The following is a 14,817-nucleotide window of genomic DNA, read 5'->3' as shown; positions in this document are numbered from 1 at the left end:
TGGACTTTAACCTATTACAGAGATTCTACGGAAAAACCTTATTCTTCATTCTAAAAGGCAAAAAGTTATTCTCATTGAAATAAAGAACAGGTTTTCGATTCAAAGGCTCTCTAAAAATTGGAATCAGGAAAAGGTTAGTTCCTGCACCTGAATTCTTACCTATACAGAACTACGGTCCTTCCACGTACCTCTATCACAGTGGATCTCGTAGCGGCAGCAATCTCTTCAGCAATATTCTTTAAGTCCTTTCCTTCTTCAGCGCTTTTCAGTATCCTTACCTTCACAAGCCTGTTAGCTTTTATTTGCTTATTTAGTTCCTCTACCAGCGTGTCCGTTACTCCGTTCTTTCCGATATTAAGAATAGGGGAAAGCTGGTTTGCTTCGGCTTTTAATCTGTATAATTTTTCTTTTTCCATTGCCCTTCCTTCCTCACATTGGCAGTTGTAAAATCCATCCTGCCAATTATGGAATATTCTCATTATTATAATATAGACATTATTATAAGTTATTACGAAAAATATATAACTAATAAATAAAAGGGTTATTTGTTTCCAGAAACCATTTGCCATTTACTTGGAGTTGTTTGCTACTTACTCGGATCTGTTCACCATTCATCTGGATTCTTCCTTTTCTCATCATCATCTATATCAACGTTTCCTAGTAAACCTGAGAGCAGTAAGTTAAGATTCTGGATCTAATCTGAATGAATAGAATTTTGAATTTAACATTCTGAGTATTAAGTTTCATATAACTACACTAGCAATCAGTTAAATTCTCATTAAGGATACTGCATTTGTTCTTTTCACTTAACTGTACTTATTGATCTATTCCGGGATACATATAAAAAAATGGATAGAAAGGAGATAAGAGTTGAAAGAGGATTTTTTACCGTAAATTCACTAAATTACGGCTATTTTCCCAATCTGGGAAGGAACAGGACGAAGTTTCCAAATAATTTCGACATCTTTATTAGCAGTTTGGCACTTATAAAGGATTTAAAAACAAATCCATGAAAACGTAATCGGTGAACGAAACCCTTTTTTATAAGTTCAGGACGGCGACTGTAAAATGAATCCAGGCTTGCTTGATCTTATCTTATTTTCAGAGAAGAGAAAATACTTTCTTCTGCTCCTGAAAGAAGGCCCCAAGAATATCGAAGAGATACTTGAGAAGCTTCAGGTGCCCAGGACAGCTCTTCTCCCACAGATAAAGATGTTAAAAGAAGAGAATCTGGTAATACATGAAGAAGGAATGTACCGGCTCAGCACGATAGGGGAAATTGTTGTAGAAAAAATGCAGCCTCTGCTTGATACTTTATCAGTATTTGAGAAAAATGAAGAATTTTGGGTTGATAGAAAGCTCGCCCCCATTCCTTCCCACCTCATAAAAAGGATTAGTGAGCTTGGAGACTATCACCTTATAGAGCCCGATCTCAGTCATACTTTTGATCTGAATACGGAGTTTGTAAAAATCCTTTCCAACTCAAGCCGTATCCACATGTTTTATTCTTATTTTCATCCTCAATTTCCTGCTCTTTTCCTCAACCTTGCAAGAAAAGGCATTGAAGTTTCCCTTGTATTGAGCGAAGCGGTATACTTGCGGCTTGTAGAGGATTTCGAAGAAAAGGGAAAAGAATTCCTTGAAATGGAAAACTCAAGCCTTTACATTCTGGAAAAAAAAGAGGTGGAAATTCCAGCTCTCATTGCTGCCTCTGACCGGATAATGAGCCTGGGATTATTCAATGAAAGTGGTAGGTTTGATCGCCAGTATTTGACAAGCTTCGAACCACAGGCAATAAAATGGGGGCAAGAACTATTCAAATACTACAGGGATATGAGCAGAGAAATAAAATGAAATAAACAAAACTTATCGGTCCATAAGATATTGACTATAAGATATTGACTAATAGATATAGATATAGACTATCTCGAAACTCAATAATCGATTTGGAATCCCTTATAAGCTCCATATTCATTAAAAAGGGTTGAGATACTTGGGATACAGATTCAACAGCATCGGCGAGGTTTGTAAACTAATGTTTTCGAGGAATTTCCGATCTTTAACTTAAAAATAAAAAAGAAAAACGTTTAGTGGAAAATAAAGCATTATTTCTACTTCTTAAGGTTTTATTCCGTAGTCACGCCGTTAAATTCTTCTGGATTTGCTTCGGCTTCCGCTTTTGTAGCGCGTACAATGCCGTCCTTGTGAACAGGCGGTGAATAGATCGTATAGAATTTCAAAGAACTCTTTTTCGAAGTGTTGATAATATTGTGCTGAGCGCCGGCCGGCACCACCACCGCAGATCCTGGACCGAGTTCGTATTCATTGCCGTTAATTATGCACTTTCCCTGTCCTTCTTCAAAGCGGAAAAACTGGTCGTCATTCTCATGCACTTCCATTCCGATATCTTCCCCGGGCTTGAGGCTCATAAGTACCAATTGGCTGTGCTTTGCAGTATAGAGTACCTTGCGGAAATTATTATTTTCCAAAGTGGCTTTTTCGATATCGATAGAAAAACCTTTCATTTCGTTTTTCGCTTTCTCTGCGGTTTTGACTGTCTTCTTTTCAGTTATATTGGGCATCTCTTTAGCGCCTACTACCGCTGCGGTAACTGATAGTAAAAAACAAAATGCCAGCAAAATACCCAGTGTCTTTTTTAGACTCATTTTATTGACTCCCCCGATCTGTTTCAACTTAATCGATTTTGCAAATGTTAGTTTTTCAATTCACCCATGTTGGCAGATATATTCATTTTATCAATAAATCATCCAGTGTATTTTGATGAGGGTACTAACAATAGTAAATTCTACCCTGTTTTATATCATGGGATTTGCCAATAAAGGAAATTTTAAGCACATACAATAGAACAATTATATTTGGTGAATATAATACTAGCAGAAATATAAATATAAGAAGAATTAAAATAAAAATCACAAAGTAGACTTTTTCCATTCAATTTTTTTCAAACATGTTTACAATATTTATATATTTCATAGTATTTCCTCTTCAAAGGCATTGAATTTTCATTAATTCGCTAAGCTTGGAACTTAAGCTCATAGATGTTTGATTAACTGAGAAAAATCAAGATTATGGTCCTCAAATAGACAATAAATTTGGACAGAATTTTACTACTTGCAGTAACCTTAAATATTAGGCATGCCTAAATAGGAAAAATCGATAATTAGGGTTACCTAAAAATGAGAGTAAAAGTATGAAACTGCCAGTTATCTGTCCCGAAAAAGAATGTTGCTGTGGAAAAAAGGGATATGTTCCTGGAAAAGGGCTTCCAAAAATTATACTTATTGGAAATCCTAACGTGGGAAAAAGCAGCCTTTTTAATGCCCTTTCCGGAAGTTATACCCTGGTTTCCAATTATCCTGGGACCTCAGTCGAAATTGCCCATGGAAAAGCAAGGATTGGAGAAAGGGAATATGAAATCATTGACACACCCGGGATGTATTCCCTGCTCCCTGTAAGTGAAGAAGAAAGGGTCTCTCAACTTCTGCTTTTTGAGGAAAAGGCTTCAGTTTACCTCCATGTGGTAGATGCCCGAAACCTCAGACGCATGCTTTCTTTCACCCTTCAGCTACTTGAAGCCGAGCTTCCCTTCATCCTTGTCCTGAATATGATGGACGAGGCTGAAGAAAGGGGAATTGAAATCAATATATCTGAGCTCAGTCGTTCCCTGGGAATCCCGGTTGTAGGAACGGCTTCAAGCGAGGGAAAAGGGATAGAGGAACTTAAAGCTACAATTTCAGAGTTTACCCCTGGAAACAATGCGCAAAAGTTTAGGCATAAATTTGACTACGGCTCAGAAATTGAACTATATATCGAAGCAGTTGAAGGTCTTCTTGGCCCTGCAAAAGAAGCCAGAATTTCAGCCGGAATCTCAAGAAGAGCTATCTCACTCCTAATGCTCCAGGAAGACAGAACAGCCCTTGAATACCTGCACAGGGCTGAAAAAACACTAGAATATTGGGATGAAATCCATGAAAAAAGCTCTGAAGAAATCCGGAAACTTGTGAAAGCCGCCTCAAAGATATCTGAAGTTCCTCTTTCCTACCAGTTCACCATAAAGCGTCAGGAACATGTAAACGGAATAGTGGAACAGGTAATGGAGACGCCTGAGAGAAGCGAGAACGAAAGTAGTGGGAAAATCGGAAAAATAAGAGCAGAAGAAGGCACTGGAAAGAATGGAAGTAAAATACAAAATAGCAATCTCGGTTTTTCCGAGAAAATCGACAGTATTCTCATTCATCCTGTACTTGGGATACCTGCACTGTTTTTAATCCTGTACTTTGGACTCTATCTGTTCGTAGGTGTATTTGCAGCTGGAACCGTTGTTGATTTTCTGGAAAATACAGTCTTTGGAGGATACATAAATCCCTTTGTAACTGCAAAGTTCGTATCACTTGTACCTTATCCGGCTCTTCAGGACCTTTTTGTAGGAGAATACGGGATTTTTACCCAGGCTGTAACATATGCAATCGCCCTTATACTTCCGATAGTGGGAGCCTTTTTCCTTGTGTTTTCAATTATTGAAGATACCGGATATCTTTCAAGGCTTGGCCTGCTCCTAGATGGTATGTTTAAGAAAATAGGGCTCAGCGGAAGGGCAGTAATCCCAATGGTGCTCGGGTTTGGCTGTTCGACAATGGCTACAATGGTTACCCGAACCCTTGAAACAAAGCGGGAAAGGCTTATTGCAAATATCCTGCTGGCTCTTGCAATTCCTTGCTCGGCACAGTTAGGCATTATTCTTTCAGTCCTTTCGAGAAATCCTGAGAGCCTGCTTATCTGGACTGTAGTAATAATACTGGAGTTTGTCCTGATAGGTTTCCTGGCTTCCAGAGTCCTGCCAGGAGAAGCTCCTACATTCATACTTGAAATGCCCCCTCTCAGGAAACCGAAGCTTTCGAACATACTTGCGAAAACTTACTCCAGAATGCACTGGTATTTTCTGGAAGTTCTTCCCCTATTTGTACTGGCAAGTGTTCTAATCTGGATAGGCAGGCTAACAGGCCTTTTTGCCCTTGCCCTGAAAGTAATAGAATACCCAACAGTCTGGATAGGCCTGCCTCCTGATGCAGCTGATGTCTTCCTTTTCGGTTTTTTCAGGAGAGATTTCGGGGCAGCTGGACTTTATGGAATGCATGATTCCGGATTACTGACAGGTGTGCAACTCTTAGTTGCAGCTATTACTCTTACCCTTTTCATGCCCTGTATAGCCCAGTTCATGATGACGATAAAGGAAAGAGGTTTTAAAACCGCCCTTGCAATTTCGGGTTTCATTTTCCCGTTTGCATTCCTTACAGGTTTTATTGTAAACACCCTGCTGACTTCTTTGGGGGTGAGCCTGTGAAATGTCCACTCTGCGGAAACGAGTTTGAGAAAGCTGATGAAACGAAATGCACTGGCTGCGGAAAACTTCACAGCTGCAGCAAGCAGTGCTGCCCGAACTGCGGATATGAACTTGTACAAGAAGCAAAGATAATTCAATCCATAAGGAAGTTCTTCAAATGGTAACCAGAAACTCACACTTATCCCTGAAACCTATAACTCTCTGCGCAATGGAACCCAGAAAAGCCGGAAAAATTGACCACCTTGAAACAAAGAACCTTGGAATTCTACAGAAGCTAATAGCTATGGGTATCCTCCCTGGAATGCCTATTACCCTACTCAGAAGGTCTCCCTCATATCTTTTTGAGGTTGACCAGACCAGATATGCTGTTGATGAGGAAATAGCAAACCATATTTATGTCAGCTACTGATTTGACTCAACGAAAAGGCAAGAAAAAAAATTATAGGAGAACTAAAGGTCTTGAGTACATGAAATTATTTTGGGATAACACAGGATACAACATATATTATTTTCTTAATTTTAAGTAATGCTTTTTCTTTAAAGCGATACTATCTAAAATCGAATGAAGAATCTTTGATTTTTCTTTGACATTAAGTCCATAAGATTCTCTTTTTGCTTGATTCAGTGCTTTCTTAAGTTCTTCAAGTTCTAAAACAGTTGCAGCAATACAATAATAGCTTTTTGAACGACCTTCGTTAAAGTCTTTTAACATCTCTTTAAGTAAATACTCTCTCTGTTTTTGTATTTTGTCAAATTTATCAATGCCGTTCTTACATATAAATGAAATATCCTCTTCAAGAGTTTGATAACATTTGAAGGAATCAAATTTTTTACCGATTTCTCTATGTTTCTTCCATTTTTCACAAGTGTTGCTTTCTTCGCACTCCCAGCAAAATTCAATTCCTTTTCTTTTTAACGCACAGGTGATAAATGGGCAACCAACAGTCATTCTGGTAGGACTCTTGCATCCTAAGCATCTGCTCTTTGCTTCAGTATTATACATAGGGCAAAGTCTGCAAGAAAGTCCACAGACTCCGATTTCAAGATAGTTGATATTCATAATTATCTTCTTAATGTAAGTAATTGATTGCATATTTTTTTGGGTTTTGAAAGTCTTCAGAAGATATTGATCCTGAAATAACTTCTCTTATTCAAGGATACAGATATATGTTGCAGAACTTGGAAAAACACATAAGTTTTCTATTAAAACCTGTGTATATTTCAGCCCATGTTTCCAAAAGCTCAGGCCCGGTTTCCGGAAACTAGACCTGACACTTAATACAGAGATTTTTGAAATTAATTGAAAGATTTCAGTACTGTAATATAGGGCGAGTTGAATAATAATTCAATAGGTCGGAAATTTACGCTGATCAGGAACTGATTTTTGGAGGAATTGAGTGTCAATTTGTCCTACAAATTTTGAGGAGAAAGTAGAATGTCCATTCGTTGATAGGAAAGAGTTCATTGAAGCTTTTGAGAAAGCCTTCCAGATCATCGATCAAAAGGACTACAGTATCCTGGTCTATTATGGCGTTGCCGGAATTGGAAAAACCAGCCTTAGAAAAGAGCTTCCAACCCTGCTCGAAAAACACAGTGAATCGGACCGGCAAACAAGAGTTATATGGACTTCAATAGACTTCGCTACCAAACAATACAGGCAGCCATATAAATTCCTTGAAGTCCTCTCCAGCCAGCTGCGCCAGAAATACGGCATCAAATTCAACTCTTTTGACATTGCCCTTGCCACCTACTTGAAAAAAAATCAACCCCCATAGTCCCCTGGTAAAAGAAAACTACTCAGAGGCTAGCATTGTTCGTGACGTTCTAGATATCTGCGACGAATTTGTTCCTGTAAACCTGATACCAAACGTGTATAACCTTGCCAAAAGTTTACCTGAACGCTATCAGAAATGGACCCTGAAACGCAAAGAAGATTTTTCCAAGCTTCCCGATCTCGAATCTACAGAAATATACGAACGGTTGCCTGTTTACTTGGCCCATGACCTTGCTGATCACCTGAAGAATACTTCAGACTCCGCAGTCATTTTCATAGACACTTATGAAGCTCTCTGGGAAAAAGAAAGAGACAAGGGAAGTTTTAATTCCAGGGACGAATGGCTCAGAAAACTTATTGAAAATATACAAAAATCCTGTCTGTGGGTAATCTGTGGAAAAGAATCCCTTCGCTGGGAAGAAGTAGATAATGACTGGCAAAATTACCTTGACCAGCGTAAAATTGGAAAACTTCCAGAAAAAGATGCTCTTGATCTGTTAAAACAGTGCGGAATCACTGAAGAGGATATCCAGAACGTACTCATTGAGAGCAGTGAAGGCGTACCCTACTATCTTGAACTCTCCATCGATATATACAGAAAGATAAAGCAAAAAAAGCAACCCACACCGGAAAACTTTGCAAAGGTTCCAGAAGGTATTTTCTCCAGGTTTGTCAAATATCTTGACAGGGAAGAAAAAGAGACACTGAAAGTCTTATCGGTTCCCAGATACTGGAACCGTGAACTATTCAAAAAATTGGTCAAGAAATTTAATACTGGGTATCCTGCGACTAGTTTTTCAAAACTGCATAGCTTCTCTTTTATGGACATTGACGATAAAGGAAAATGTTCCATGCACCAGCTTATGAAGAAAAGCCTGCAGGATTACCAGGACCCAGATTTGAAAAAAGAAGTTCATAATTTCATGCTTGACTTCTATGGCAATCAACTAAAAGATCTTGATATCAAAGCAATAACCCAAGAGCACGAAAACGCATTGATCGAAGCTTTCTACCATGCAAAAGAGACACTTGAAGCAGAAGAATTATGCGGATGGTTTATTTCTGTATCTGATCCATTCGACAAAGCAGCATTCTGGCAATTAATTATCCCTCTTTATGAAGAAATACTGCAAATTCTTGAGTCAGAACTCCGCCCACAACATCCAGATGTTGCAATAACACTAAACAATCTCGCAGAACTCTATCGTCACTTGGGAGAGTACGAAAAAGCACTCACATTTTATCAAAGGACACTTGATATTCGTGAAAAGATGTTGGGTCCGCAGCATCCAGATACTGTATCAACCCTAAACGGTCTTGCCGAACTTTATCGAATGATGGGACATTACGATAAAGAGCTTCCACTTTATCAAAAAGTATTTGATAGTTATGAGCGGATGCTTAGCCCACAAAATTCAGAAGTAGCAATGGCACTAAACGATCTCGCATTACTCTACTCTGATATGGGAAATTATGATAAAGCACTTCCACTTTATCAAAGGACACTTAAAATAGTCGAGAAGGCGCTGGGTCCAGAACATCCATATGTTGCAACAACACTAAACAATCTCGCGTTACTCTATTATGAGATGGGATGTTATGGTAATCAGACGGGATGCTATGATAAAGCACTTCTACTTTATCAAAGGTCACTTGACATTTGTGAAAAGAGATTGGGATCTGAACACCCAGATGTAGCAACAACACTAAACAACCTCTCCGGCCTCTATAAAAGTATGGGAGAGTACGAAAAAGCACTTTCACTTTATCAAAGAACACTTAAAATAGTCGAGAAGGGGCTAGGCCCAGAACATCCATATGTTGCAACAACACTAAATAATCTCGCGTTACTCTATTATGAAATGGGAGAGTACGAAAAAGTGCTTCCACTTTATCAAAGAGCACTTGATATTCGTGAAAAGACGCTTGATACACAACACCCAGATGTTGCAGCAACTCTAAAAAATCTCGCAGACACCTTTCACAAAATAGGAAGACTTAACGAATCACTACAACTTTACGAGCGTTCTCTTGACATAATTGAATATAAATTGGGAACTGCTCATCCTTATTTCAACATCACTATAGCCAATTTGATAGAATTATACAATAGCATGTTGGAAGAAATGATTTTTTATGGATACTTAAGATCACAAAGGTAAAAAAGAATAAATGTTTATTCCCTTACATGCCTGACAATATGCCCGGCTTCAGGAATGATAATCTCAGAAAGCGCCAGTTTCACGGCATTTGGCGAACCCGGTAGGCAAAACACTGCTTTTCCTTTAATTACGCCTGCCACAGCTCTGGTGAGGATTACCGACGTTCCTATATCTTCAAGGCTTTTGTACCTGAAAAATTCCCCAAAGCCTGGAATTTCTTTTTCAAAAATTGGGGTTATTGACTCGATTGTAATGTCTTTTGGTGCAAGTCCTGTGCCTCCGCTTGTAATTATAATATCTATGGAGCTGTCAAGTGCAGCAAAAACTGCATCGGTAATTGAAGTTTTTTCGTCGGAAATCAGCCTGTAAAAGGAAACCTTATGGCCAGCCGCTTCGAGAAGATCCTTCATGGCTTGTCCTGAAAGGTCTTCAGCGTCCTCAGGCGAAGCGGGGTTTCCGTATTTTTCAAATCTTGAGGTCGAAATTGTGATTAAGGCAAAAAAAAAGGACTTTTTAGCCTCTTTTTTGTGAATTTCCGGTGTGGATTCTTTCATGAAAGTCACATTCTCCATTTTTATTTCTGTTACCAGATTCTTCTTATTTAAATTCCTGTTATCAGTTTTCTGTTATCTAAATTCCTATTATTTAGATTTCCGCTTATATATTCCTGTTATCTAACTTCCTGCTTACTTTTACTTGCTTCTCCATCGGCATTATCAATGTTTGAGTAAGGGTTACAAAGTGTTGACAGAATAACTCAAAAATTAATATATATTTTTATCAATATAATAAATAGAGAATCAGGTCGGATAAAAAATGTAAAAAAACAGGAGAAATACGATATTCAGACAGCCTCTAAGGCAAAATGACTCAAGCTGTTCTTTGGAGACAACGATATGAACAAGCAGGTTACCCAGGACGATGTCATTTACTTCATAGTGACAGACCGCTTCTTTGGCAAGAACAAACGGGTTGCTGATCCATCAGACACGAGCATCCATGGAGGAACGCTCGACGGCATTATCGAGAAGCTTGACTATCTCCTCGAGCTTGGCGTGACGACGATTTGGGTGACGCCGGTTTACGAGAACATCAAAAGTCACAACAACTCGGAACCCTATCACTACTATTGGCCTCTCAACTTCGAGCGAGTCGATAGTCGCCTACTCGACGGCACTCATTTGCCTGAATCAGTGGATATGAGCACGTTCGGAAGCTTTGTTGACTTATGCGAAGCTAAGGGCATGAAGGTAGTGCTCGACATGGTCGTAAATCATGCGGGATATGGGGCGAAGGAACATTTTGACTCCTCCTGGTTCAACGTCGGCGGAACAGACGACATCAAGAAGGAGTTGTATGGCCTTCCGGAATTCAACCACGATAACCCTGAGGTGCTAGACTACTTCATCAATAACATCGAAGATTGGATCATCAAAGGCAATGTCACGAACATCCGCATGGACACCGTCAAACATGTAGAACCCAAGTTCTGGTATTATTTTAAGTCCCAGATCCGCGGGGAGTATCCTCACGTATGTCTTATAGGGGAGGTACTATATGAAAACAAGGATGACGTCAGCAAGCTCTTGGAGTATCAGAATTACCATGACTTCGATTCGATATTCGATTTTCCCCTATGCACAGCCCTGCGGTCCACTCTAATTTATGACGAAAGTCTCAAGAATTGGATTGCACGTCCACGGCTGGACGATGAGGAGCCGCTGGGGGTACTTGATGATGACAATCCGGGCAAAGGTGGATACCGTGACGCGAACATGCTCATAACATTGCTCGATAACCACGACTTAGAAAGGCGCATCATGAGCCATGCTAGGACTAAACACCCAGGTGGAGGCGCTGGGCTTGATTTGGCTATCCGGGTTACGAAGCTCTGCCTCGGCGCTCTGTTCACTATGCGAGGAATACCGCAGATCTACTACGGCACAGAGGTCGGTCTCGAGGGATGGAAAGCAGGCGATGACCGCGACCTACGCCGCGATTTCCCATGGCATGTGATCGGTAATAATAATCATCCGAGACAGCAGTACCACAAGGAATATGAGATATATGAATGGACTCGGGATCTTATACGTCTGCGCAAAGGGAATGAAGCTCTCAAATACGGGACGACTATAACACTATGGTCGGATGATCTTATCTATGCATTCTTGCGTATCGCCACGGATGATGTCGCCTTGGTGATCATTAACAATAGCTACCTCCGGATGCCGAACCCCATCCATCTGGATCTGAATATGTCGGTAATTCCGAAGCGTGTGGTAAAAATGATAACTGGAGGGCTGAAGCACTGGAAGACGGGGCAAGCCTTGACGGTTCAGAACGGTAAGATGCTGGTTAAGGTTGACGGCAAAACAATCGACATCTTCTGCCGCGATGTTTCCTGAAAATTAGAACATATTATATTCCAGCCAGTGACCGAAAGGGAAACAGCCAACTTGTCATTCCAGTGAATCTGGCAATCTTTGATGAATCTTGCCCAGCTAGATTAAAGGCAATAGGTTCAGAGCCTATTCTTGTAGGAACTTGTGCGTTCGAATCTCACTTTTCCCGTTAATTTTTTAAGTTAGGCATATCTCAAACTTTTTGTACGCAACTGCAATATATTTGCAGTGTCGCATTTAGAAAGTTGGGAATATAAATTTAGTTTTATGATTATTATAAGATCAGCTTAATAAAATAAGTCTGTTTTTTGTACGCTTATTAAAGATTTTCACGCATTTGCCTTTTTTGCAAAAAAGATCCTATCTAAAAATTCATTTCTATGTATTCCTACGCTATGTACATTTTAATAGGTTATTAACCAATGCTCAGGTATGCTCATACTTGCAGCGGACATAGGAACGGGTACGCAGGATATTCTGCTCTTTAATTCTGAGAAAGAGGTGGAAAACAGCCTGCTTATGGTCATGCCTTCTCCTACCCAGATAATTGCGAAAAAGGTACGGAAGACAACCAAAAAAGGAAAAGCGATAGTATTTACAGGAAACATAATGGGAGGAGGCCCTTCAACATTTGCTATCAGGGCTCATCTAAAGGCAGGTTTTCCGGTGTATGCCACTGAACAGGCCGCTCTAACCATCAATGATAATACTGAAAAAGTGAAAGCTTTTGGGATTCAAATTGTCTCCGAAGCGGAAGCAAAAAAACTTGCATCCGAAAAGAATGTACAGGAAATTGTTATGCAGGACTTCGATCCTGAATCAACTTCGGCTGCACTTTCGGCCTTTGAGGTTCAGATGCCGACAAACTATGCCGTGGCAGTGCAGGATCACGGAAATGCCCCTGAAAAGAGTAACAGAGTCTACCGCTTTGAACTCCTTCGGGAACTCATTGAAAAAGGAGGAGAACTTGAGAACTTTGTCTACAGGCCCGAAGAAATTCCTGAAGCTTTTACCCGAATGAAAGCCCAGGCTGATTCCCTTCTTAAAGCTGTAGGGGACCGGAAAACCATGGCAGTTTTCATGGATACCGGGCCTGCTGCCATCTTTGGAGCGCTTACTGATTCTGCGGCAGTACAGCCGTCTGTAGTGGTTAATATTGGAAACGGGCATACCCTAGGAGCGCTTGTGAATGAAAACAGAATTACGGCAGTTTTTGAGCACCACACTTCCCTCATGAACCCTGAGAAACTCCAGGACTACATCATAAGGCTTGCCAACGGAAAGCTTGGTTTTGAAGAAGTTTTCGAAGACGGAGGGCATGGAGCGTATAGAAGGGAAGATCCGGGCTTTGAACAGTCTGGTATTGAAAAGATTTGCTTTGAACAGGTTAGATCTATAATAGTTACAGGCCCGAAAAGGCAGATGCTTGAAAAACTTTCGGAGTCCGAAATCCGGGCGGAGATCTCAAGTAAACTGCATTTTGCCGCACCTTTCGGGAGCATGATGCTTTCAGGCTGTTTTGGGCTACTCGCAGGATTTCTGGAGAAGTACCCGGAGCCATCAATAAACCTTATAAACCACTAAGTACTTAGGGAGTAAGTCGCTTAAGCCCAGAATATACAAATTTTCAGTGGTTATAAAAATTCAATTCCGAATCCCTATCAGGGAGCCGGGAAAATACAGTAGCTGCCTGCTGAAGTCCACCAGGGCAGGTTTACAGATAAATGTAAATACAGGCAGGTATCTCTATATGCACATATCTCATACTGAATCGTTTGCTATATGGTCTTTATGAACTTAATGCAAACATTTATATGCGGAAAGGAACCGGAAAGGAATCCGTTACAACAAACTTTAGTGAAACTAAGTTAAGCTAAATTAAGTTAAATTAAGCTAAATTAAGTTAAATTAAATTAGACTCATTATCTTTCAGGAGAATCAAGCTTATGGTACGAAAGCCAGGAAGTATGTACAGAAACGTGAGGCAGCGCTCATTTACCAGAAGAAAATACATGGGCGGTGTTCCAGGCAGTCAGGTTATTCACTATGACATGGGAGACAAAGCAAACACAACCTTCCCGATTAAAATCTCCCTGCTTGTAGAAGAAAAATGCCAGATAAGGCACACTGCTCTCGAAGCAGCCCGTATTACAGCAAACAGGCACCTGATTGAAGATACCGGAAAGACGGGCTTTTACATGAAGCTCCGTGTCTATCCCCACGAAGTCCTCAGGGAAAACAAGCAGGCAACCGGTGCAGGTGCTGACCGTGTATCCAGCGGAATGCGAAGGGCTTTTGGGAAGAATGTAGGTACTGCAGCAAGGGTAAACCCATTCCAGAAGATCTTCACAGTGGCTGTTGAAAAGCAAAACTTTGCAGCTGCAAAGAAAGCTCTCTGGCATGCAGGACAGAAGCTTCCAACTCCCTGTAGAATCGTTATCGATGAAGGGGCAGAACTGGTACAGTAACCAGTTAAAATGTTAATATCAAAAGGAGCAATAACATGTACGATTACGAAGAGCTTTTGAACCGTGCAATGGCAAAAATGCCTGATACCGAGACTACGGATGCTCGATTCGTAATCCCTGAGCCCAGAATCTTTTCCGAAGGAAAGACTACAATTCTTGAGAACTTCGGAAATATTGCAGATATCCTTAACCGGGACCCTGACCACTTGATGAAATATCTCACAAGGGAACTTGGGACTGCAGGGAAAATAGAAGGCACACGTGCAGTCTTCCAGGGAAGATTTACGAGAGCCCAGATCTCTGATAACATTCAGGCTTATGTGGACGAATACGTTATGTGTTCAGAATGCGGACGCCCAGATACCCAGCTTGTCAAGGTGGACAGGGTGCTTGTCCTGAAGTGTTCTGCTTGCGGCGCTCACAGGCCTGTCAAGAAGAGAAAGGTAAGCAATGTAGTTGTCAGGGATGCCATCGAAGAAGGCGGAACCTATGAGCTCCGGATCGATGCAGTCGGGTCCAAAGGCGACGGAATTGCAAAAATAGACAAATATACGGTTTTCGTGCCCGGAGCCGCAAAAGGCGACGTGGTCAAAGTGAAAATAAAGAAAATCAGCGGAAACCTCGCCTTTTCGGAAAGGGCCTGAGGTTT

Annotated in this window: 15 protein-coding genes; 11 read left to right on the top strand and 4 right to left on the bottom strand. The window is 40.6% G+C overall.

What is annotated here, in order from left to right:
• Positions 1-155: 155 nt before the first annotated feature.
• Positions 156-416: a YhbY family RNA-binding protein gene (locus BP549_RS02055; RefSeq protein WP_292376857.1), complete on the bottom strand. Its 261-nt coding sequence runs from the start codon at positions 414-416 to the stop codon at positions 156-158.
• A 432-nt stretch (positions 417-848) separates the two neighbouring features.
• Between BP549_RS02055 and BP549_RS02050 the strand changes: the two genes are divergently transcribed.
• Entirely contained in the window at positions 849-1,013 is a 165-nt protein-coding gene (locus tag BP549_RS02050) for a hypothetical protein (RefSeq protein WP_292377691.1), read from the top strand.
• A gap of 55 nt (positions 1,014-1,068) precedes the next feature.
• Complete coding sequence (locus BP549_RS02045; protein WP_292377690.1) at positions 1,069-1,854, top strand: helix-turn-helix transcriptional regulator; 786 nt, start codon at positions 1,069-1,071, stop codon at positions 1,852-1,854.
• Between the two features lie 272 nt (positions 1,855-2,126).
• On the opposite strand, the gene BP549_RS02040 is transcribed toward BP549_RS02045, so the two are convergent.
• Positions 2,127-2,666: a cupin domain-containing protein gene (locus tag BP549_RS02040; protein ID WP_292377688.1), complete on the bottom strand. Its 540-nt coding sequence runs from the start codon at positions 2,664-2,666 to the stop codon at positions 2,127-2,129.
• Positions 2,667-3,211: 545 nt separating this feature from the next.
• Between BP549_RS02040 and feoB the strand changes: the two genes are divergently transcribed.
• The 3 genes from feoB to BP549_RS02025 are packed head-to-tail and all read left to right on the top strand — an operon-like array spanning position 3,212 to position 5,771.
• Entirely contained in the window at positions 3,212-5,362 is a 2,151-nt protein-coding gene (feoB, locus tag BP549_RS02035) for a ferrous iron transport protein B (protein ID WP_292377686.1), read from the top strand.
• Complete coding sequence (locus tag BP549_RS02030; RefSeq protein WP_292376862.1) at positions 5,359-5,526, top strand: hypothetical protein; 168 nt, start codon at positions 5,359-5,361, stop codon at positions 5,524-5,526. The genes feoB and BP549_RS02030 overlap by 4 nt, the downstream gene beginning before the upstream one ends.
• Positions 5,520-5,771, top strand: a complete 252-nt coding sequence (locus tag BP549_RS02025; RefSeq protein WP_292377684.1) for a FeoA family protein — start codon at positions 5,520-5,522, stop codon at positions 5,769-5,771. The genes BP549_RS02030 and BP549_RS02025 overlap by 7 nt, the downstream gene beginning before the upstream one ends.
• A 96-nt stretch (positions 5,772-5,867) precedes the next feature.
• Here the strand turns inward: BP549_RS02025 and BP549_RS02020 are convergent, their stop codons facing one another.
• Entirely contained in the window at positions 5,868-6,422 is a 555-nt protein-coding gene (locus BP549_RS02020) for a DUF3795 domain-containing protein (RefSeq protein WP_292377682.1), read from the bottom strand.
• Positions 6,423-6,759: 337 nt separating this feature from the next.
• Here BP549_RS02020 and BP549_RS02015 point away from each other — a divergent pair, with 337 nt between their 5' ends.
• Together BP549_RS02015 and BP549_RS02010 are read left to right on the top strand one after the other, a co-directional pair.
• On the top strand, positions 6,760-7,137 hold the full coding sequence (locus BP549_RS02015; RefSeq protein WP_292377681.1) for a hypothetical protein: 378 nt from the start codon (positions 6,760-6,762) through the stop codon (positions 7,135-7,137).
• 94 nt (positions 7,138-7,231) lie between these two features.
• Entirely contained in the window at positions 7,232-9,298 is a 2,067-nt protein-coding gene (locus tag BP549_RS02010; protein ID WP_292377680.1) for a tetratricopeptide repeat protein, read from the top strand.
• A 14-nt stretch (positions 9,299-9,312) separates the two neighbouring features.
• Here the strand turns inward: BP549_RS02010 and BP549_RS02005 are convergent, their stop codons facing one another.
• Positions 9,313-9,852: a MogA/MoaB family molybdenum cofactor biosynthesis protein gene (locus tag BP549_RS02005; protein WP_292377678.1), complete on the bottom strand. Its 540-nt coding sequence runs from the start codon at positions 9,850-9,852 to the stop codon at positions 9,313-9,315.
• Positions 9,853-10,194: 342 nt separating this feature from the next.
• Between BP549_RS02005 and BP549_RS02000 the strand changes: the two genes are divergently transcribed.
• The 4 genes from BP549_RS02000 to BP549_RS01985 all read left to right on the top strand — a co-directional run bounded on the left by BP549_RS02000 (position 10,195) and on the right by BP549_RS01985 (position 14,812).
• Positions 10,195-11,703 (top strand): alpha-amylase family glycosyl hydrolase, encoded by a 1,509-nt coding sequence (locus BP549_RS02000; protein ID WP_292377676.1) that lies wholly within the window; start codon positions 10,195-10,197, stop codon positions 11,701-11,703.
• Positions 11,704-12,132: 429 nt separating this feature from the next.
• Complete coding sequence (locus BP549_RS01995; RefSeq protein ID WP_292377674.1) at positions 12,133-13,284, top strand: DUF1786 domain-containing protein; 1,152 nt, start codon at positions 12,133-12,135, stop codon at positions 13,282-13,284.
• Positions 13,285-13,646: 362 nt separating this feature from the next.
• A complete protein-coding gene (locus BP549_RS01990; protein ID WP_292376868.1) occupies positions 13,647-14,168 on the top strand; it encodes a 50S ribosomal protein L16 in 522 nt (173 codons plus the stop codon).
• A 35-nt stretch (positions 14,169-14,203) separates the two neighbouring features.
• Complete coding sequence (locus tag BP549_RS01985) at positions 14,204-14,812, top strand: translation initiation factor IF-2 subunit beta (RefSeq protein ID WP_292377672.1); 609 nt, start codon at positions 14,204-14,206, stop codon at positions 14,810-14,812.
• Positions 14,813-14,817: the final 5 nt, after the last annotated feature.

This window comes from Methanosarcina sp. UBA289 (assembly GCA_002496565.1).
Taxonomy (GTDB): domain Archaea; phylum Halobacteriota; class Methanosarcinia; order Methanosarcinales; family Methanosarcinaceae; genus Methanosarcina.
This window is presented reverse-complemented; position numbering and strand designations above follow the sequence as displayed.